This window comes from Pseudomonas anuradhapurensis (assembly GCF_014269225.2).
Classification (GTDB): Bacteria; Pseudomonadota; Gammaproteobacteria; order Pseudomonadales; family Pseudomonadaceae; genus Aquipseudomonas; species Aquipseudomonas anuradhapurensis.
Genome location: NZ_CP077097.1, coordinates 4123097 through 4143736 on the forward strand (window position 1 = coordinate 4123097; position 20640 = coordinate 4143736).

Genomic DNA, 20640 nt, shown 5'->3' on the forward strand with positions numbered 1-20640 from the left:
CTCAAACGCGTCCGTTGCTGGGGTGCGACCCCGGCCTGTGGTGTGCAAGGGCCGCAAGGCGGCCCCGCAATGTCAGGGCGCCAGGCGCTCGCGCAGCCATTGCCCATCGACCAAGCGGTAGTTCAGCCGGTCATGCAAGCGGCTGGCCCGGCCCTGCCAGAACTCGACCCGCTCCGGCAGCAACCGGTACCCGCCCCAATGCTCCGGGCAATGCGGCTGGGTATCGGAGAAGCGCGCCTCGGTGGCCTTGACCAGGCTTTCCAGTTCCTCACGGCCGGCAATCACCCGGCTCTGCGGCGAGGCCCAAGCGCCCAGGCGGCTGCCCAATGGACGCACCTGGTAGTAGGCATCCGATTCCTCGGCCGTGACCTTTTCCACCCGCCCTTCGATGCGCACCTGACGCTCCAGCGCCGGCCAGAAGAAGGTCATGGCGGCGTAGGGGTTGGCCAGCAGTTGCTGGCCCTTGGCGCTGTCGTAGTTGGTGAAAAAGGTGAAACCACGCTCATCGAGCCCCTTGAGCAGCAAAACGCGGCAATGGGGGCGGCCGTCGGCATCGACGGTGGCCAGGGTCATGGCATTGGCTTCTACCGGTACCTGCTCGGTTTTCACCGCATCGGCGAACCACTGGTGGAACAGGGCGAACGGCTCCGCCGGGGCCTGGGCTTCGGCCAGGCCATCTCGGGTGTAGTCGCGGCGCATATCAGCCAGGGATTGGGTCATTGCTGCGTTCCTTGACGATCAGTTGGTCTTCGCAGGGCTGTTGGCAGCTACTTTCTTGTCAGCGGTAGCTTTCTTGGCCACGGGCTTGGCCGGGGCGGCTTTTTTCTTGGCCGCAGTCTTGGCTGGCGCCTTGGCCTTGGCTGCAGGCTTCTTCGCCGCAGCCTTGGCCGCCGGCTTGCTGTCGGCAGCCTTGGCGGCTGGGGCCTTGGTGTCCTGCACCGCCACCATCGAGGCTGGCGCCGGGGCCGGGGCGGCTTGCTGGTACTTGGCCAACAGCGCAACCATGGTGTTCTGCGGAGTCAGCAGCATTTCCACGCGACGGTTCAAGGCGCGGCCCTCGGCACTGTCATTGGCCGCGCGCGGCATGACCGAGCCCATGCCCTTGAGGTTCAGGCGGTCACGCTGCAGGCCGCTGAGGCGGAAGATGGCCGACACCGAAGCGGCGCGCTCCAGGCTGAGCTTCTGGTTCGCCGCAGCGGCACCGCTGCTGTCGGCATGGCCGAGCACCAGCACGGCAGTCTTGGCATCGCCTTCGACGGTCTTGGCCACGCGGGTAATCGGGCCCAAGGACATCGGCAACAGCATGCTCGGGCGGTCAGGGTTGTATGAGCTGTCCACTGGGAGGGTCACGGCCAGCACGTTGTCGCGGCGCTCAAGCTCCAGCTTGCTGCCCTTGATGGCTTCACGCAGCTTGGGCTCGTATTCGTCCAGCCAGGCCTGGGTGGCCTTCTCGTCGATCTTGGGCACCACCGGCCCCTTGGCCTGCTTCTGCTCACCACCGAATGGCCACCACCAACGGCTGGCGCTCTCGGACTTGGCGTCGGCCTTGGCCACGTTTTCAGTAACGGCTTGCTTCACTTCCTGCTCGGCAACCTTGTCCGAACCGAAGGGCCACCAGCTCGAGCCGCTGTCCTTCGAGGCGTCCTGGGGGTGACTGGCGCAGCCGGTAACGGCGGTCAGGCACAGGGCGAGTGCTAAGGTTTTATGTGAAGACATCAGCGATACACCATGAAATAGAAAGAAATTTTGCCCACACACTTCAGGCATTGGCATTGAGGATAGTCAAAGGGATGCGGCAATACCCGCATTACCCGATCAAAGGCAGCCTGCGAGCACGCGCACCAGCTTCTGGGCCCGTGGGTCCATGAGCACGTATGGGCCAAGGGTATTGACCACGAAGCCGAAGGCGACATCGTACTCCGGGTCGGCGAAACCGACCGAACCGCCGGCACCGGGGTGGCCGAAGGCGCGCGCGCCGAGGCCGAAAGTGGCATTGGCCACCTCGGGCTGGTCGAGCATGCAACCCAGGCCAAAACGGGTCTGGGTGAGCAAGGTGCGGTCCTGGCCGAGGCTGTGCTCACGGGTCAGTTCATCGAGCAGCTCGGATTCGAGCAGGCTGCCATCCAACAGCCCGGCGTAAAAGCCCGCCAGGCTGCGCGCGTTGCCATGCCCGTTGGCCGCAGGCTGCTGCATGCGCCGCCATTCCGGCTTGTTGGTGCTGGTAAGGATGGCTGGCGGATTGGTGAAGGCACGGGTCGAAAGCGCCTCTGGCTCGCGCATGGTCACCTGCAGCAGGCGCTGCGCCGCGGCATCCCCGGGGTTGCCCTTGCCACGGGCGATATGCGCCACGCGGTAAAATTCTTCGTCGGCCAGGCCGACATGGAAATCCAGCCCCAATGGGCGCGCAGTACGGGCCACGATCGAGTCGCCAGGGCCACGACCATCGGCGCGGCGGATCAGCTCGCCGATCAACCAGCCGTAGGTGATGGCAGCATAGCCGTGCTCGGTGCCAGGTGCCCACCAGGGCGTCTCGGCGGCCAGGGCAGCGACCATGGCCTGCCAGTCATACAGGGCTTCGGCCGGTAGCAACTCGCGGATGGCCGGCAGGCCGGCACGATGGCTGAGCAGCTGACGCAGGGTGATAGCCTGTTTGCCGGCCTGGGCGAACTCGGGCCAGTAGTTGGCCACCGGAGCGTCCAGGGCCAGCTTGCCCTCACCGACCAGTTGCAGGGCAGTAACCGCAGTGAAGGTCTTGGTACAGGAGAACAGGTTGGCGATGGTGTCGCTGTGCCAGGCCTGCTGGCCATCCTTGTCGGCACTGCCGGCCCACAGGTCGACGACGGTTTCGCCACCGACCTGGATGCACAGCGCGGCGCCACGCTCCTGGGGATCATCGAACAGCGCGGCGAACGCCTCGCGCACGGCTTCGAACTTCAGCTCATAGTGACCCTGGATCTGCACCCGCTGTTCTCCGTACGACCATTTCCGAAAAATGGTGTGCATTGTTTCAGTAGTTTGGCGTTTTGCAAACTGGCTTGGGCTGGGTGGTCGCGACGAATGGTGCCACCAGCCGCGCCACGTCCCCTCCAGGAGCAGCGGCCTGGTGTCGCGATGGGCTGCGTAGCAGCCATGGGTGCCGCGTTGGTGCCGAGATTGCCGGGGCCGCCTTGCGGCCCTTTCGCGACACAAGGCCGCTCCTACACAGGCCTGTCTGAGTTATGGGGCAGGCTTTTCCAGCTCGGCGCGCAGCTGGCCCATGGCCTGCAGGTTGCTCTTGCGCACGGCCTCGACAAACCCCGGATAAGGCATGTCGGTGATCGCTACCAGCCCGAGATGGCCGTTCTCGCCATCGAGCAACCGCCCGCTGGCCGGCTGATCGAGATACTGGAACCAGTGCGCGCCGACGATCATCGGCTGTGCCAGCGCCGCCTTGAGGAAATTGCCGTAGGCCGGGCCACGGTCTTCTTCCCGAGCCAGCTCCAGCGGCCCCGGCCAGAACGGCCCACGGTCACGCGAGCCGAACTGGAACTCGGACACCAGCACCGGCTTGTCCAGCTCGGCCAGGCTGGCGAAGTCGTAGCCATCCTGCGGCTTGAGCGTATAGAAGTTGAAGCTGAGCACATCGCAGAATTCGGCACAGGCCTTGACCGCCTCGGGCGTGCTGACCGCATACCGCCCCCCCAGCAACAGGTGATTCGGCGCATGCCACTTCAACGAGTCGGCAATCGTCTTGAAGTAGGTTTCGGCAAACACCTGCTGGAAATACTGGTAGTCACGCTCGATTTCCGGGTGCTCCGGGTTGGGCAGCGGCGCTTCGAAGCCCGGATCCTCCATCAGTTCCCAGGCGCTCAGTTCGATGCCCCAAGCCTTGGACAGCCCCTCCTGGTTACGGTACTTGTCGCGCAACTGCTTGAGGAAGGCGCGCTTGGCCGGCACATCGGTGGTCAGGCGCAGCGTGCCGTAGGCCAGGCCGTAGCGTGCCTTGGGGTCACTGCCGGGGGCGGCCCAGGCCAGTTCATTGTCGGCGAAATAACCGATCAGCCAGGGGTCGTCACGGTGATCGCGGGCGGCAATGGCCACGGCGCGCTCGGTGGCCATGGCAAAACGTGGGTCGAACGGGTCGGGCATGCTGCCCCACCAGTCCATGCCGGTGCTGATGCTGGCGTAATCGCCCACGATCGACAGCGGCAAGGTGTACGGCATGCGCCGGGCCTGGCCCAGGGCCGGCTCGCTCCAGTTGCCGAGCGTGTTGAAACCCCAGGCCTGCAGGCGGTCGAGCGCGTGCGCCTGCCAACGGGCAGCATCCAGCGCTGGCGGTGGGCAGTTGGCCGGCTGCCCGCCTGCTGCCGGCGGGCAAGGTTTGCCGTAGGTGCGCTGCAGGTTGGCGGCATAGAAGTCGAACCAGCGCCCCTGCTTGAAGTGGCGCCCTTGTGACGAGGCATTGCCGTCGTCGTTGTTGCCTTCGCCATAGAAGGCGGCCAGCGCATCACCTTGGCCCGGCAAGGCCTTGAACATGCCCTCGCGGCCGGTGACGTAGGTGCGCCCGCCATCCGCCGCCACGGCATTCACCCCCAACGAGTAGAACGGGTGCCCTTCCGGTGTCACCAGGTACCAGCGGCCATCGCGCTTTTCCGTACGGAAGAAGCCTTTGGCCTCGAACGCCGGCCCGGCCAGCAAGCCACCGTAGGCGTCCAGTTGCTGTTTGCCACGTTCTGCCAGCCAGCCCTTGAGCTGTTGCTGCTCACGCGTATCGGCTGCCTTGAGCTGTTCGTCGTCAGCCACTTTCTCTGGCCAATGGCCCCGCGTGGACTGGCCATAGGCATCGATCAGCTCACGATAGGCCGCCTGATAAGCCTGGTCGTCATCCTGAATGCCAACCCGCTCGATCAACAAGCTCTGCGCCACCTTGGGGCTGGGGATGCTCAGGCTGACCGAGGCCACCTGCTTGAGGTCTACCGCACCGGCGCTGCTGGCCAGCAACAAGCGCTGGCCATCATGGCTCCAGGGCATCGGTGGGCCGGCGCGCATGCCCTGGCTGAGCGGCGAGCGGGCCGTCAGCGGTACCATCACGGTCTGGGCAGGGCCGGCTGGCAAGTCGATGCGGCTGGTCAGCGCGCTGCCATCGCTGCCCTGCACCGTGACATCCACGGTCAGCGCCCAGTCCATTGCGCTTTGCAGGCGCAAGGTCAGGAACTGCCCAGCGGACCAGTCCCACACCCCGCTTTGCGGGCTCAGGCGCAGGGTTGGCCGCTGGGCCGGGTTGAACACCACCCGTCGCAACACTTCGCCTTCAGCCGTCTGCTCCGCATTGTACTGGGGCATGCCGGCATCCTCGGTCAGCACATTGACCACCGAGGCTGGGCGCACGAAGCTGAAGAGCGTCTGTTGCCCCGCCAGCAAGGGCGAGCTGAACAACAAGGCGAGAACGGCGGGCAAGGTGCGGCGGACCATAAGGCTGAAGCTCTCCTTCAGGGCCTTCATGGCCCACGACTGAGTGATGGACAACGCGCCGGAGCAAGTGCTCCGGCAGTCAGGCAATCTCCCGCCGGAACGGCGGCAGCGCATTGAGAATAGCCTTGCCATAGCGCTGGGTGACCAGCCGCCGATCAAGCAAGGTGATAACGCCGCGATCCTGTTCGGTTCGCAGCAGGCGACCACAGGCCTGGATCAGCCGCAGCGAGGCATCGGGCACCGCAATTTCCATGAACGGGTTGCCACCACGCGCCTCGATCCACTCCGCCAGTGCCGCTTCGACCGGGTCGTCGGGTACGGCGAAGGGGATCTTGGCAATCACCACGTGTTCGCAGTACGCCCCCGGCAGATCGACCCCCTCGGCAAAGCTGGCGAGGCCGAACAGCACACTGTGCTGGCCATCGTCGACCCGCGCCTTGTGCTTGTTCAGGGTTTCCTGCTTGGACAGGTTGCCCTGGATCAGCACCAGTTTGCGCCAGTCCCGGTCGAGGCCATCGAACACATCCTGCATCTGCTTGCGTGAGGAGAACAGCACCAGCGCACCACGGGCATCCTCGACGATGCTCGGCAACTCGCGGATGATCGCGGCGGTGTGCGCCGTGGCATCGCGCGGGTCGGCCTTGAGGTCGGGGACCCGCAGCAAGCCGGCATCGCCATGCACGAACGGGCTGGGCACCACGCAGGTGACCGCATCACGCGGCAGGCCCGAGCGCATGCGGAAGCGGTCGAACTTGCCCAGCGCGGTCAGTGTCGCGGAGGTCACCAACGCGCCGTGGGCAACGTTCCACAGGCTGCGACGAAGCATATCCGCGGCCAGGATGGGGCTGGCATTGACCTCGATATCGAACAGTGCACCGCTCTCGGCCAGGGTCAGCCAGCGGGCCATGGGCGGGCTGTCTTCGGGGTCTTCGGCGGTAAACGCCGTCCACAGTTCCCAGTTGCCCTGGGCGCGGGTGACCAAACTGCCGAACAGCGGATACCACTCCTCGGCCTGGTGGCTGGCGATACCGATGTTGACCTCGCCGTCCATGCCTTCCTTGAGCAGGTCGGCCAGCCGGGTGAACAGGTCGTTGAGGCGGGCGAAGCCCTTTTTCAGCTCGATGCCCACTTCGCGAATCTGCTCGGGCACCACGCCGCCTTCGAAACGGTAGCGCGGGCGCTCACGGCCTTCGTTGTCCTCGCCGGGACGGAAATCGGCCACCTGCTCGCACAGGGTGAACATGAACTGCTGCTGGGTGCGCACCTCCCGCGCCAGTTCGGGCACCTGCTCGATGTACTTGCCCAGGTCGCCGGGCAACGGGTGCTGGGCCAACAGCTTGGTCAGGTTCTTGGCAGTCTGCTCCAGCCAGTCGGCGGTGGAGCGCAGGCGCGAGTAATGGGCGAAATGGCCAATGGCCTTGTCTGGCAGGTGGTGGCCTTCGTCGAACACGTACATGGTATCGCGCGGGTCGGGCAATACCGCGCCGCCGCCCAGGGCCAGGTCGGCCAGGACCATGTCATGGTTGGTGACGATCACATCGACCTTGCCCATGCCTTCGCGCGCCTTGTAGAACACGCACTGCTGGAAGTTCGGGCAATGGCGGCCGGTGCACTGGCTATGGTCGGTGGTCAGGCGTGCCCAGTCCTGGTCTTCCAGGGCTTCTGGCCAGCTGTCGCGGTCGCCGTCCCAGCGGTTGCCGGCAAGCTTCTCGATCATGCTGTTGAACAGCTTCTGGCTGCGCTCGTCGACTTCGATGCGGAAGCCTTCTTCCTCGAACAGCTGGGCGGTGGCCGACTGGGCGTGCCCTTCCTGCAGCAGGATGTCGAGCTTGGACAGGCACAGGTAGCGGCCGCGGCCCTTGGCCAGGGCGAAGCTGAAGTTGAGCCCGCTGCTGCGCATCAGGTCGGGCAGGTCCTTGAACACGATCTGCTCCTGCAACGCCACGGTCGCCGTAGCGATCACCAGGCGCTTGCCGGCGGCCTTGGCAGCCGGAATGGCGGCCAGGCTGTAGGCCACCGTCTTGCCGGTACCGGTGCCTGCCTCCACCGCCACCACGGCCGGTTCGCCAGCACGACGGCCTTCGTCGTCGCAGGCGATGTCGCCGAGCACCTTGGCCACTTCGGCGATCATCAGACGCTGGCCATAGCGCGGCTTGAGGCTCTTGGCTTCGAGAAAACGCGTATAGGCGCCCTGGATGGTGGCTTTGAGTTCGTTGCTGATCATGGTCTGCAGGCGCCCGCCGGGCTGGATATATTTTCAGTGTTTCGCATGGGGCGGCTATCATACCCCGCTCTTGCCCTTTGTGCCGCATGGAGATCCGGATGCTTGCCTTTGCCCTGCCCTACACATTGCATGTATTAGCCGCCCTGGTGTGGGTTGGCGGCATGTTCTTCGCCTGGCTGGTACTGCGCCCGGCAACGGTTGCAGCCCTGGAAGGGCCTGCGCGCTTGCGTTTGTGGGTGGAAGTGTTCCGACGCTTCTTCGGCTGGGTCTGGCTGGCCGTGGCGATTCTGGCGATAAGTGGTATCGGCATGTTGCACATGCGCTTCAGCGGCTTCGAGACCGCACCCAAGTACGTGCAGGTGATGATGGGTGGCGGCATCGCCATGTTCGCCCTGTTCATGCGCGTCCAGGCGCTGCTGCTGCCGGAACTGAAAGCAGCCGTGCAGGCCGAGGACTGGCCGACGGGTGCAGCGGTACTCGGGCGGATTCGGCGGATGGTGGGGATCAACCTGCTGCTGGGCCTGACGGTGGTTGCCGTGGCCAGTTCGCGCCTGATGGCCTGACGGGTTGCCCCCCTGTTAGGAGCGGCCTTGTGTCGCGATGGGCTGCGCAGCAGCCCCATAAATCAATGCAAAAACGCTGAAATCGGGGGCTGCTGCGCAGCCCATCGCGACACAAGGCCGCTCCTACAAGGGGATGCAGCAAGGCTTCTACAGGCGTTGCAGGATCAACTCACCGGTCGCCCCCGGCGCCCCTGGCTGACCCGGCTGCCCCGGGCGGCCATTGGCCCCGGCCTCGGTGCTGTACACCAGGCAGCCCTTGCTGGCCCCGCCCTTACCTGCCTTGCCTGGCGCCCCGGCCTTGCCCGCTGCGCCGCCGTCCAGGCGCACCATGATGCGCTCCTGCGGGAAACCCTGCGGCACGCTCAGGCGAATGCGCCCACCCGGTGCACCATCCTGGCCGTTGCCGCCGTCGTCGCCATTGGCACCACGGCTGGCCTGGCCCCAGGTACAGCCGCCGGCCTGGCCGTTGGCGCCATCGAGCCCCACATACCCGGGAGCACCCGTGCCACCACGGGCATCGATCGCCAGCCGCTCGGCATCCAGTTCGGCCAGCTTGAGGTCCAGGCTACGCCCCGAACGCGCGGCCCGCTGGTACGTGCCCGCCGCGCCTGGCGCACTGAATTCGCTGCCCTCGGCCAGCCGTGCACTGCGCGCCTCGATCAGCAACGGGCTGTCAGACGGCGCAATGGCGATACGCGCGTCCCGCCCCAACTGCAGCTGGTCGACCTTCAATTCCGCCAGCGTGGCCGGCAACAACAGGGTGGCGGCATCGGCCACGCGCAACTGCGCAAGATGCACAGTGGCCGACTTGTTTGGCAGGCGCAGCATGGAGTTGGCTGCCACCTCCAGGCTCTCGGCCTGGGCCAGGGGAACGGCCAGCATGGCCAGCAACATCAGATTACGCATTTCGCGGCGCCTCCTGCGCACGGGGGATGGACATGACATGGAAGATACCCGTCAGCAGGATCTGCAACCGATCGAACCAGCGATGGCTGCGCCCGCGCAGGCTGCCATTGAAGAACAGCACTTCGAGCACGTGCAGGCCGAGCAAGGCGATACCCGCAGCATTGATCAGCAGATTGAACGGCAAGGGTTGCGGCATCAATTGATTGAAAAACACCACGCCCCAGAATGCGACCGTCAGGACCTTGCCCAGGCCCAGGATGAATTTCATATCCCGCCCCCATGGATTGTTGTTATGTCGAGACGCCCGTTCGAGCGGGCCGTGCGAACCACATTAACTGCAATGCCAAGGCAGGCGCCAGCGCCGCTTGGTGGAGAGGCCGCGCCATCCGTCGCTTGCAGGCGTGCCACTGACGGTGCCGCTGGCCACGAGCGGCTGTCGCCGCGGGACGCGCCCGTGCCACTGCTCAAGGCACGGGCGCAGGCGCTCTAACGCTGGATCTTGATTTCGGTACGGCGGTTCATGGCACGCCCCTCGGCCGTGGCGTTGTCTGCCACCGGCTGGGTTTCACCGGCACCGACCACCGACACGAAGCTGCTGCGCGGCACACCGCTCTCGACCAGATAATCGGTCACCGCGTGGGCCCGCCGCTCGGACAGCTTCTGGTTGTATTGGTCGGAGCCGACGCTGTCGGTGTGACCGCTGACGCTCAGACGGGCGGACGGTGCTTCCTGCTTGAGCCGGGTGGCAACGGTGTTGAGGCGCTCCTTGTCGCTGGCGGTCAGGCGCGCAGAATCGAATTCGAAGTGCACATCGCGGATGACGATGACTTCTTCCTTCTGCACCACCACTTCCTCGACCACCGGTGCCGGCTCAGGCGGGCAACCGTTGGCATCCACCTGCACGCCGCGCGGGGTGCCGGGGCACTTGTCACGGCTGTCCGGCACGCCGTCGCCGTCCTCGTCGCCATCGCCATGGGCCCAGCAGTAGCCTGCCGCCAGGCTACCGCCCACCAAGGCACCCCAGCCAGCCCAGCTGGAACTCTCGATGGCGCCCAAGGCAGCGCCGCCTACACCCCCGACGGCAGCACATTTCGGCCAGTCGGTCTTTTGCAAACCTGCACAACCAGTCAACACACTGGTGAGCAGGACCAGGGGTATCGCTGTGCGTACTATGCTCATTTCTTTGCTTCTCCTAGGGGGAATCGGCATAAGGCCGATCTCTCGGAGTAAAGACCGCGCATGCCATCCCTGCCAGCAATAAGCCACGACGCGGTCACATGCCTCTTTGCCCATACGCTGTGGCCCGCTAGTCTTGGACGACTTGAAGAGGACTTGCAATGAACGACCGCTTTTCCCAGCGCACCCCGCAGCAGGCCCTGGCTGCCCTGCTCGATCGTTTCACCCCGCAACGCCTGCTGCTGGTGGGCACGCGCTTTCCGGCACTGGACGCCTTCGCCCAGGCCCACCCGCAAGTGACCATCGCCACCGCAGCCCCCGGCCCGCTGCCGGCCGAACTGGCGGCGCAGCGCTTTGACCTGGCGCTACTGGTGGACTGCCTGGAGCATCTGCCCAAGCGCACCGGCCTGGAACTGCTCGGCGGGGTGCGCAACCTCAATGCCAGCCGGGTTGCAGTGCTGGCCGACCTGGCCGCCTGCGGCTGGCAGGACACCGACTTTTTTGCCCTGGCCCTGTCGGCCAGCGAGAAATTCTGCCGGGACGAGCAGGTCCTGAGCCTGTTCACCTATGATCTACATGACTACAAGCAGGTACCGGACTGGCTCAATGCCAAGTTCTGGGCCAACCCGGAAAACTTTGGCAAGTACTGGTGGTGATGATGAGTGTCTCGGTCTGCCCTTGCGGCAGTGGCAACCTGCTCGACGCCTGCTGCGGGCACTACCATGCCGGCACCCCGGCGCCGGATGCCCAGGCGCTGATGCGCTCACGTTACAGTGCCTATGTGCTGGGCCTGGTCGACTACCTGGTGGCCACCACCCTGCCGGCCCAGCAAGCCGGCCTGGACCGTGCCGCCATGGCCGCCTGGAGTGCCCAGAGCACCTGGCTGGGCCTGGAGGTGGAAGCGGCAGAAGTGCTGGGCGGCCAGCCTGAACATGCCTTTGTGACCTTCACCGCACGCTGGCACGACCAGGATGGCGATCACCAACACCGCGAACGCTCGGCCTTCGTCCAGCATGCCGGGCATTGGTATTTCATCGATCCGACGGTCGGGCTCAAGGCCGGGCGCAACGATCCCTGCCCCTGCGCCAGCGGCCAGAAGTTCAAGAAATGCTGCGCCAGCTACGTAGGTAGCTGAGATGATCGCCCCCGCCCGCCTGCTGCTCGCTCCGCTGCTCGCCTGCCTGGCCCTGCTGGCGGGCTGCAGCAGCTGGGGCGGCGATGACTGGCGCGAACCCGAGGTGCACCTGGTCGAGGTCGAGACGGTCAAGGCCAGGTTGCTGGAACAGGAGTTCGTGCTGCACCTGCAGGTCGTCAACCCGAATGACAGCCGCCTGTTCATCCGCAACCTGTCCTATGCCATACGCCTCAACGACCTGCTGCTGGTGCAGGACGAAACCAGCCTGTGGCGCAGTGTCGGCGGGCATGCCCGGCGTACCTTCAAGATCACCGCGCGAACCAACCTGTGGCAGCACCTGAAACCACTGGCCAAGCTGCTCAAGAGCGGTGAGCCGCTGCACTACAGCCTGCAGGGCGAACTGGCGACCGGCTTGCTCATGCATCGGGACCTGCACTTGTCGCGCAGTGGTGAGATAATCCCCGGCGATTACCACCCGGAGTAACCCTGCAATGTCCCAGCAACCCCACGTTCATGGCCCTGACTGCAACCACGACCATGATCACCACCACGATCATGGCCACGTTCACGGCCCGCACTGCAACCACGGCCACCAGGAGCCGGTACGCAACGCCCTGAAAGACGTTGGCCGTAACGACCCATGCCCGTGCGGTAGCCAGAAAAAGTTCAAGAAGTGCCACGGCGCCTGACCTGAACAGCACGTGCGCGCCCCGCCAGCGGGCCGCGCAGTGCATGGCCACAGGCCAGAAGCAGCACGATGCACAGTGCCATGCAGATGGCATTGGTACCCTTCCAGCCGACCGAGCCCAGCAACAGCGACGGGCTGAATGCGCCAACGGTGGCGAACAGGGCGATGGCCAGGTCGTTCTTCCCTTGCATGTGCATGGCCGACGGGCTGTGCTGCAGCGTTTGCGCCAGCAACGCCCCGCCGCCCACGTAGGTCAGGTTCCAGCCAAGGCCAAGGGCTATCAACGACAAGGTCATCATCGCGTAACTGTGCGACCACAGGTTCATGGCCGTGCAACCGATCAACAGGCCCAGGCCGGCGCAGAGGGTGGCCCTGATCCCGAGCTTGTGGATGATGGCGCCGGTGAAGAACGACGGGGCGAACATGGCAATCACATGCCATTGAATCGCCAGGCGCACGTCGGAGAAATCCTCATGCAGGTGTTTCATGTGCATGGAAGCCTGGATCATCAGCAAGTTCATGACCCCGTAACCCAGCGCGGCCACGACCATGGCCACGACCAGCACCGGGCTGAGCGGTTCGCTGGTTGCAGCAGACGCGTTTCTCGCTGGCACCCGGATCGCCCCTGTGGCCTCGCCGGGCAGGCAGGCGGCAATCAGCAAGGACATCGCCGCCAGGCCGACAAAAGCGGCGTAACACAGCGAAAACAGCGGGTAGCCGCCAACGTCGCGGAGCCACTCGGTGAGTGCCGGCCCAACCACGGCAGCCATCACACCGCCGGCCACAACCAGGGAAAGCGCTTTGGGTTTCAGGCTCTGTGCCAGGTTGTCGGTAGCGGCAAAGCGGTTAAAGTTGGCGAACGCAATGTAGATACCCAACGCCGAGTGGCTGATCACCAGGGTCGCGAAGTGCTGTTGCTGCACCGCCAGGTAGCCGGTAATGCCGGACACGGCCAAAGGTATCGAGCCCAGCATGAATGCCCGCTTGCGGCCAATACGGCCCATCAGCCTGGAGACCGGGTAAGTGGCCAGCATCATGCACAGGAACTGAAAACCGTAAGGCACAGTGGACCAGGTGCTGGCAGGCGCCAGCGCCGCCCCGACAGTGGCAGCCATGGTCACCGACATGACCGCTGTCGTCAGGTTGATCGATTGCGCCGTGAAATACAGGTAGGTGCGCCGCGGAAGTGTGCTCGACATGGCATGTGCTCAGGTGGGTGGACGGTCACGTATCCGGCACTTGCAACGGCACCGGCGGGGGCATGGTGGCAGCTGCCGCGCCCTGAAACGCAAACAGTCGACGCACTTTCCGGTTAACTGTTAGGCTGTTTTTTCTAACAGTCGGCGGACCCGCCATGCGCCCGAACAGCCTGCATGACCAATTGAAACAGCGCCTCGAAGCCGGCGAGTGGCTGCCTGGCCAGCGCATGCCATCTATCCGCAAGCTAACCGCGGCGGCTGACTGCACTTATCACGATGTCGTCTCCAGCTATGCCCGGCTGGTCAGCGAAGGTGTGCTGACCGCCATCCCAGGCCGCGGCTACTTTGTCGCCTGTAGCAGCCGGCAGCCAGGTACATCAGATACCGGCCCTGCCGAGCCCCCGGCAGGCATGGCCGACGACCCATTGTTCACGCTGCTGCAAAGTGGCCGGCACTACACCAAGCTCGGCAGCGGCTGGCTGCCACCGGCCTGGCGTGACACCGAGCTGCTGGCCAAGGCGATACGCCGCACTGCGCGGCTGGAGCAGAGTTCGCTGGCGGAATATGGCGACATCCAGGGCTACCTGCCCATGCGCAGGCAACTGTCCATGCACCTGCAGCGCCTGACCCGGATCGAAGCCCGCCCCAGCCAGTTGCTGACCACCCTGGGCGCCACGCAGGCACTGGACCTGGTTGCGCGGTTGCTGATCAAGCCCGGCGATCACGTGTTGGTCGACGAGCCCGGCAATGGCAACCTGATCAAGCTGATCCAGCTGGCCGGTGGCCAGGTACTTGGCGTGCGGCGTACCCAGGACGGGCCGGACGTGGAGGACATCAAAGCCCAGCTGGCCAGGCACAAGGTCAAGGCGTTCTTCTGCAACAGCAACTTCCATAACCCGACCGGCGGCAACATCAGCCCGCACATTGCCTTCGGCATCCTGCGCCTGGCGACGGAGCACGACTTCTTCGTGGTCGAGGACGACGTGTATGGCGACTTCAGCCTGGGCATGCGCCAGACCCTCGCCGAACTGGACAACCTCGAGCGGGTCATCTACATCGGCAGTTTCTCCAAGTGCCTGTCCGCGTCACTGCGCGTTGGTTACATCGCCTGTTCGGCTTCGCTGATCGAACCGCTGACGCGTCTGAAACTGCTGACCTGCGTTGCCGTGCCAGCGTTTTGCGAACGTTTCGTCAACACCATCTTGTCCGATGGCACCTATGCCCGGCACATGAAAGACCTGCAGCAGCGCATGATCCGCCAGCAGGCGCAAACCCAGCAATTGTTGCGAGCGCGTGGCTGGCAGTTCGACGTAAAGCCACAAGGCGGTATGTTCCTGTGGGTCTATCACCCTGAGCTGGCCGACCTGCAGCCGTTCATGCAGCGCCTGGAGCAGCACAAGGTGCTCCTGATGCCGGGCTCGGCCTTCGCCGTGAGCCGGGACTATCAACGCCATGCACGCATCAATTGCACGCATTTTTCCGATGCCTTGGCCATCCACTTCAAGGTTTGTACCGGCGCTGGCAAATAAAGCGCCCAAGGACCTTGCATGGCGCCTGCGCGCTTACTACCTTAGCGCCTTTCCAAAACCGCCACGCCTTGCAGGAGCCCTTGTCATGGCCGCCCCCGCCTTCCCCCCCTTCCGCCCGCGGTTCGTAACCGCCGCCACGCTGCTCGGCATGCTCGGGCTGGCCGGCTGCCAGACGGGCGGCTACCAGGGCAGCGTGCCACCGGCCAGTGGCGTGCAGCCGCTCAAGGGCCTGGCGCAGAACGTCTCGGTACGGCGCAATGCCATGGGTGCGCCACTGATCGAAAGCAGCAGCTTCCATGACGCGCTGTTCAGCCTGGGCTACGTGCATGCCGGCGACCGTATCGAACAGATGGTGGCCATGCGCCTGCTGGCGCAGGGCCGCCTGGCCGAACTGGCCGGCAGCGACGCGCTGGACATCGACCGGCTGATGCGCGCCGCCAACCTCAAGCAGAGCGCCGCCCAGCAGTACGCCGAAGCATCGCCACGGCTCAAGCGCTTTTTCGAGGTGTATGCACGCGGGGTCAACGCTTACCTGTTCCGCTACCGCGACAGGCTGCCGGCCGGCCTGGCCAGCAGTGGCTATCGTCCCGAATACTGGAAGCCCGAGGATTCGGCGCTGATCTTCAGCCTGTACGCCTTCAGCCAGTCAGTGAACCTGCAGGAAGAACTGAGTGCCCTGGTCCTGGCGCAGAAAGCCGGCAGCGACAAGCTGGCCTGGCTGTTGCCCGGCGCCCCGGACGAGCCATTGGCCGAAGCAGAAGTAGACAAGCTCAAGGGCCTGAACCTGGCCAGCCAGTTGCCTGGCCTGCCAGCCCTGGCCGCCGCCAGCCAGAAGCTCGCCGACCTCGACCTGCTGGGCAGCCCCGGTTCGGCCAACCTGGCCCTGGCGCCGCAACGCAGCCGCAGCGGCAAGAGCCTGCTGGCCAGCGACAGCCGCGCCGCCTGGGCCCTGAGCCCGGTGCAGATCCACACCGGCAAGTACCAGGTCGCCGGGCTGTCGTTGCCCGGCCTGCCCATCGTGCTGGCCGGTTACAACGGCAAGCTGGCCTGGAGCAGCAGCGCGGTCATGGCCGACAACCAGGACCTGTACCTGGAACAACTGCGACATCAGGGCAGCCAGGTGAGCTACCTGGCCGACGGCAAATGGCTGCCGGCTCGCGCCCGTAGCGAAACCTTCTTCGTCCGTGGCCAGCGCCCGTTGCGCGAAGTGATGTATGACACCCGCCACGGTACCCTGCTGGCCCAGCCAGGCAATGCCAGCCTGGGCCTGGCGCTGAACCTGCCGCAGGTCAAGGGTGACCGCAGCCTGGATGCGCTGTTCGACCTGACCCGGGCGCAGAGCGTGGAGCGCGCCTTCGACAGTACCCGTGAAGTGACTGCCGCCGCCCTCAACTTCGTCTTCGCCGAGCCCGAGCACATCGGCTGGCAAGTCAGTGGCCGCTACCCCAACCGCCGCGACGGCCAGGGCCTGCTGCCATCGCCGGGCTGGGACGGCCGCTACGACTGGGACGGCTTTGCCGACCCGATGCTGCACCCTTACGACCAGGACCCGCCTGCCGGCTGGATCGGCCACGCCAACCAGCGCAGCCTGCCGCGCGGCTATGGCATGCAACTGTCCAGCACCTGGTACTACCCCGAGCGGGCCGAACGCCAGGCGCAGCTGGCCGCCAATGGCCGTCACGACAGCCGCAGCCTGATGGCCCTGCAGAACGACCAGGTCACCCTGCTGGGCGACAAGCTCAAGCAGGTGTTCGACGCCCCTGGCATGGCCCAGCCGCTGCAGCAGGCAATCGACGCCCTGCCCGCCGCCCAGCGTGACAAGGCCCGCGACGCGCTGGCCCGGCTCAAGGCCTTCGATGGCCGCCTGAGCCCGGTGTCGGCCGATGCCGCCCTGTACCAACTGTTCCTCCAGGAAGTCGCGCGACAAACCTTCCTCGACGACCTCGGGCCGGAATCCAGCCCGGCCTGGCAGGCTTTCGTCAGCAATGCGCGGTTGTCGTTCTCGGCCCAGGCTGACCACCTGCTGGGGCGCGACGACAGCCCGCTCTGGGATGACCGCAACACCCCGCAGAAAGAAGACAAGCCGGCCATCCTGGCGCGCAGCCTGGCTGGCGCCATCGACGCGGGCACCACGCAACTGGGGGCCGACCGCCGCGCCTGGCAGTGGGGCAAGCTGCACCAGTACCGCTGGCCGGCACCGGCCTACCACGGCCTGGGCGATGCCATCAGCCGCTCGCCGCAGGCTGCCGGTGGTGATTTCACCACCCTGGCCTTGACGCCCTACGCCTGGGGCAGCGACTTCGATACCCGCCTGCCAGCCTCGGCACGGATGATCGTCGACTTCGGCCAGGCCGAGCCGTTGCAGGTGCTGACCAGCAGTGGACAGTCCGGCAACCCGGCCAGCGCACACTACAGCGACGGGCTGGATGCCTGGTTCAAGGGGCGCTTCATGAGCCTGCCGCTGCAGCAGCAGAACTTCGGGCGCGCGTATGGCAATCAGCGTTTGACGTTGGTGCCTGGCCGCTAGTGGACCGTTTCCTGCTGACCCGCAGCCGGCCAGCTACCTAGCATCCTCGGTGCCGCACTGTTCCCCGACAGCTGCGGCACACTTCCATCAAGAGGATGATGAACATGGCTACAGAAACCCTGAAAATTGAAATTTCCTGGCCGGATACGCTCAAAGTTCCAGCTGGCGCTACCGTCAATGCACAACTTTGGGTAGGTACCGCCATCGCCGACTACCGCATGATCAGCGACGGAGATGCCAGCGCCCCTGCTGTCACTTCACCGGCCAAGCTGGAAATCACTTATGACACCGAGGACCTGCGGCCAAGCAGCGCCGACACCGTATGGGATCACTTCCGTACCGCTCCCTACCTGATGCATGACGGCAAACGCCTGAACATCTCCCGCGTTGCCAAGATCAGTATCGAAGACGCCAGAAAGTCGGGCTGGAAGATCGCTATTTCCTGACGCGGTCCGGGCAGCCCTCGAGAGGGCTGCCCTCACACATCGAACTTGCCGCGGCCCTCGACACTCTGAGCTAGCAAGCCCTATCCCAGACGTTGAGCCATGGACCTCGTCATCGCCCGCCCCGAAGGCCTGTACTGCCCGCCCGGTGATTTCTATATCGACCCGTGGCGGCCCGTGGACCGAGCTGTGATCACCCATGGCCACGGCGACCACGCCCGCATCGGCAATCGCCATTACCTGGCCGCCAGCCCTGGCGCCGGCATCCTGCGCAGCCGCCTCGGCCAGGACATCAATTTGCAGACCCTGGCCTACGGCGAACGCCTGCTGCACCATGGCGTTACCCTGAGCCTGCACCCGGCCGGGCATGTCCTGGGCTCGGCGCAGGTGCGCCTGGAGTACCAGGGCGAGGTCTGGGTCGCCTCCGGTGACTACAAGGTGGAGCCGGACGCCACCTGCGCACCGTTCGAACCGGTGCCCTGCCACACCTTCATCACCGAATCGACCTTCGGCCTGCCCATCTACCGCTGGCCCAGCCAAGGCGAAATTTTCTCCGGGATCAATGCCTGGTGGCGCGCCAACTGCGCACAGGGCAAGGCCAGCGTGCTGTTCTGCTACGCCTTCGGCAAGGCCCAGCGGATCCTCCACGGGCTGGACGCCAGCATTGGCCCGATCCTGGTGCATGGCGCCGTCGAGCCGCTCAACCGGGTATATCGGGAAGCTGGCGTGTACTTGCCAGAGACCCGCTACGCCGGTGATATCCCGCGCAACGACCCGCTGCTGCGCCAGGCATTGGTCCTGGCTCCACCCTCGGCCGCTGGCAGCAGCTGGATGCGCCGTTTCGGCGACTACAGCGATGCCTTCGCCAGTGGCTGGATGCTGTTGCGTGGCACCCGCCGACGGCGCGGGGTGGACCGTGGCTTCGTGCTCTCGGACCATGCCGATTGGCCGGGGTTGCTCTGGGCCATCGGCCAGACCGGCGCGGAACGGGTGATGGTCACCCACGGGTCAGTCAATGTGCTGGTGCGCTACCTGAACGAACAAGGCCTCGATGCCCGCGCCTTCGCGACCGAATACGGCGAGGAAGACGACGCTGTCGCCACGGGGCCAAACGCATGAAAGCGTTCGCCGACCTGTACCTGAGGCTGGATGCGACCACCTCCAGCGTTGCCAAGCTGCAGGCCTTGCGTGACTACTTCAGCACCGCCCCAGCTGCGGATGCCGCCTGGGCCGTGTACTTCTTGGCCGGTGGCCGGCCGCGCCAACTTGTGCCTACGCGGGTGCTGCGCGAACTGGCCACTGCGTTGGCCGGGCTGCCGGACTGGCTGTTCGAGGAAAGCTACCAGGCCGTTGGCGACCTGGCCGAGACCATTTCCCTGCTGGTGCCGCAAAGCCATCACGCGAGCGACGATGGCTTGGCCCACTGGGTCGAACACCATCTGCTGCCATTGCGCGGCCTGCCCGTCGATCAGCTTCAGCAACGCCTGGCGCCATTGTGGGCCCAGCTGGACCGCCCCAGCCTGATGCTGTGCCTGAAGCTTATCACTGGCAGCTTTCGCGTTGGCGTATCGAAGCTGCTGGTCACCCGTGCCCTGGCGCAACTGGCCGGGCTGGATGCCAAACGCGTGGCCCAGCGCCTGGTCGGCTACACCGACATCAGCCACCGCCCCACCGCCGCCAGCTACCAGAGCCTGGTCGCCCCGGCATCAGACGATGAGCATGGCCAGCGTGGCGGCCAGCCCTACCCGTTCTTTCTGGCTCACCCTCTGCAAGTGCCGAGCGAACAGTTCGATGCAGTGCTCGGCTCGCCAAACGACTGGCAGATCGAATGGAAGTGGGACGGTATTCGCGCCCAGGTGGTCAAACGCGACGGCCAGCTGTGGGTCTGGTCGCGCGGCGAGGAACTGGTCACCGAGCGCTTTCCCGAGCTACACAGCCTGGCGCAGACCCTGCCCGACGGGGTCGTGCTCGATGGCGAGATCCTGGTGTGGAAACCGGGCAGCTCGGCGGAACAGCTGGCGGTACAGCCTTTTGCCCTGTTGCAGCAGCGCCTGGGCCGCAAGACCTTGGGCAAGAAGCTGCTGAGCGATGCGCCGGTGGTCCTGCAGGCCTACGACCTGCTGGAATGGCAGGGCGAGGACTGGCGCAGCCGGCCGCAGCACGCGCGCCGCCGGCAGCTGGAACGGGTGCTCGAGGCACAGCCATTGGCCCCGGTGCTGCTCTCGCCGCTGCTCGAAGGCCCGGACTGGGCCGACCTTGCCCGCCAGCGCGAACAGTCACGCAGCCTGGGGGTGGAAGGCTTGATGCTGAAGCAGCGCGAGGCCTTGTATGGCGTAGGGCGGACCAAGGACATGGGCACCTGGTGGAAGTGGAAGATCGACCCGTTCAGCGTCGATGCCGTGCTGATCTATGCCCAGCGCGGCCATGGCCGGCGGGCCAGCCTGTACAGCGACTACACCTTCGCCGTGTGGGACGCGCCGGCCGGCACCCCGGGGCGGGCGCTGGTACCTTTTGCCAAGGCCTATTCAGGGCTCAGCGACGAAGAGATGCGCAAGGTCGACGCCATCATCCGCAAGACCACGGTCGAAACCTTCGGCCCGGTACGCAGCGTGGCACCGACGCTGGTATTCGAGTTGGGTTTCGAGGGCATCGCCCTGTCCCGGAGGCACAAGAGCGGCATTGCCGTGCGCTTTCCGCGGATGCTGCGCTGGCGGCTGGACAAGCCGGTTGAAGAGGCGGACGACCTGGCGACCCTGCAGGCCCTGCTGGCTTGAGACAATTCGCACCGCGAACCAGACC

Annotated in this window: 19 protein-coding genes; 10 read left to right on the top strand and 9 right to left on the bottom strand. The window is 65.5% G+C overall.

What is annotated here, in order from left to right; all coding sequences use genetic code 11:
* Positions 1–72 precede the first annotated feature (72 nt).
* From pdxH to dinG, 5 genes are all read right to left on the bottom strand, one after another.
* On the bottom strand, positions 73–720 hold the full coding sequence (pdxH, locus tag HU763_RS18890) for a pyridoxamine 5'-phosphate oxidase (RefSeq protein WP_186690481.1): 648 nt from the start codon (positions 718–720) through the stop codon (positions 73–75).
* 18 nt (positions 721–738) lie between these two features.
* Complete coding sequence (locus HU763_RS18895; RefSeq protein ID WP_186690482.1) at positions 739–1716, bottom strand: OmpA family protein; 978 nt, start codon at positions 1714–1716, stop codon at positions 739–741.
* 99 nt (positions 1717–1815) lie between these two features.
* A complete protein-coding gene (locus HU763_RS18900) occupies positions 1816–2961 on the bottom strand; it encodes a serine hydrolase domain-containing protein (protein ID WP_186690485.1) in 1146 nt (381 codons plus the stop codon).
* 255 nt (positions 2962–3216) lie between these two features.
* Entirely contained in the window at positions 3217–5451 is a 2235-nt protein-coding gene (locus tag HU763_RS18905; protein ID WP_186690491.1) for a beta-galactosidase, read from the bottom strand.
* Positions 5452–5530: 79 nt separating this feature from the next.
* Complete coding sequence (gene dinG, locus HU763_RS18910) at positions 5531–7675, bottom strand: ATP-dependent DNA helicase DinG (RefSeq protein ID WP_186690487.1); 2145 nt, start codon at positions 7673–7675, stop codon at positions 5531–5533.
* Between the two features lie 98 nt (positions 7676–7773).
* On the opposite strand from dinG, the gene HU763_RS18915 reads away from it, so the two are divergent.
* Positions 7774–8238 (top strand): CopD family protein, encoded by a 465-nt coding sequence (locus HU763_RS18915; protein WP_186690489.1) that lies wholly within the window; start codon positions 7774–7776, stop codon positions 8236–8238.
* A gap of 147 nt (positions 8239–8385) precedes the next feature.
* Here HU763_RS18915 and HU763_RS18920 read toward each other — a convergent pair whose 3' ends face one another.
* The 3 genes from HU763_RS18920 to HU763_RS18930 form a co-directional block, all read right to left on the bottom strand.
* Entirely contained in the window at positions 8386–9144 is a 759-nt protein-coding gene (locus HU763_RS18920) for a collagen-like protein (RefSeq protein ID WP_186685082.1), read from the bottom strand.
* Positions 9137–9412, bottom strand: a complete 276-nt coding sequence (locus HU763_RS18925) for a DUF1145 domain-containing protein (protein ID WP_170031852.1) — start codon at positions 9410–9412, stop codon at positions 9137–9139. The genes HU763_RS18920 and HU763_RS18925 overlap by 8 nt, the downstream gene beginning before the upstream one ends.
* A gap of 218 nt (positions 9413–9630) precedes the next feature.
* Positions 9631–10323, bottom strand: coding sequence for a PA1041 family peptidoglycan-binding anchor lipoprotein (locus tag HU763_RS18930; RefSeq protein WP_186685084.1), 693 nt, complete (start codon positions 10321–10323; stop codon positions 9631–9633).
* 158 nt (positions 10324–10481) lie between these two features.
* Here HU763_RS18930 and HU763_RS18935 point away from each other — a divergent pair, with 158 nt between their 5' ends.
* Genes HU763_RS18935 through HU763_RS18950 form a run of 4 tightly spaced genes read left to right on the top strand, consistent with a single transcriptional unit; the run spans position 10482 to position 12144 of the window.
* The gene (locus HU763_RS18935; RefSeq protein ID WP_186685086.1) at positions 10482–10976 is read left to right on the top strand and encodes a DUF6231 family protein; all 495 of its coding nucleotides are present in this window, start codon (positions 10482–10484) and stop codon (positions 10974–10976) included.
* 2 nt (positions 10977–10978) lie between these two features.
* A complete protein-coding gene (locus tag HU763_RS18940; protein ID WP_170031859.1) occupies positions 10979–11455 on the top strand; it encodes a YchJ family protein in 477 nt (158 codons plus the stop codon).
* Position 11456: 1 nt separating this feature from the next.
* Positions 11457–11939 carry an LEA/WHy family protein gene (locus HU763_RS18945; RefSeq protein ID WP_186685089.1) on the top strand — a complete coding sequence of 161 codons (483 nt, stop codon included), beginning with the start codon at positions 11457–11459 and terminating at the stop codon, positions 11937–11939.
* A 7-nt stretch (positions 11940–11946) separates the two neighbouring features.
* A complete protein-coding gene (locus HU763_RS18950) occupies positions 11947–12144 on the top strand; it encodes an SEC-C metal-binding domain-containing protein (RefSeq protein ID WP_003258907.1) in 198 nt (65 codons plus the stop codon).
* Here the strand turns inward: HU763_RS18950 and HU763_RS18955 are convergent.
* On the bottom strand, positions 12122–13342 hold the full coding sequence (locus HU763_RS18955; RefSeq protein ID WP_225931896.1) for an MFS transporter: 1221 nt from the start codon (positions 13340–13342) through the stop codon (positions 12122–12124). The two genes, HU763_RS18950 and HU763_RS18955, sit on opposite strands and share 23 nt — an antisense overlap.
* A 155-nt stretch (positions 13343–13497) precedes the next feature.
* Between HU763_RS18955 and HU763_RS18960 the strand changes: the two genes are divergently transcribed.
* From HU763_RS18960 to HU763_RS18980, 5 genes are all read left to right on the top strand, one after another.
* Positions 13498–14871 carry an aminotransferase-like domain-containing protein gene (locus tag HU763_RS18960; protein WP_186685090.1) on the top strand — a complete coding sequence of 458 codons (1374 nt, stop codon included), beginning with the start codon at positions 13498–13500 and terminating at the stop codon, positions 14869–14871.
* A gap of 85 nt (positions 14872–14956) precedes the next feature.
* A complete protein-coding gene (locus HU763_RS18965; RefSeq protein ID WP_186685091.1) occupies positions 14957–17398 on the top strand; it encodes a penicillin acylase family protein in 2442 nt (813 codons plus the stop codon).
* 104 nt (positions 17399–17502) lie between these two features.
* The gene (locus HU763_RS18970; RefSeq protein ID WP_186685092.1) at positions 17503–17844 is read left to right on the top strand and encodes a hypothetical protein; all 342 of its coding nucleotides are present in this window, start codon (positions 17503–17505) and stop codon (positions 17842–17844) included.
* A 99-nt stretch (positions 17845–17943) separates the two neighbouring features.
* Positions 17944–18960 carry a ligase-associated DNA damage response exonuclease gene (locus HU763_RS18975; protein ID WP_186685093.1) on the top strand — a complete coding sequence of 339 codons (1017 nt, stop codon included), beginning with the start codon at positions 17944–17946 and terminating at the stop codon, positions 18958–18960.
* Complete coding sequence (locus HU763_RS18980) at positions 18957–20615, top strand: ATP-dependent DNA ligase (RefSeq protein WP_186685094.1); 1659 nt, start codon at positions 18957–18959, stop codon at positions 20613–20615. Before HU763_RS18975 ends, HU763_RS18980 begins: the two co-directional genes overlap by 4 nt.
* The last annotated feature ends 25 nt before the right edge of the window (positions 20616–20640 follow it).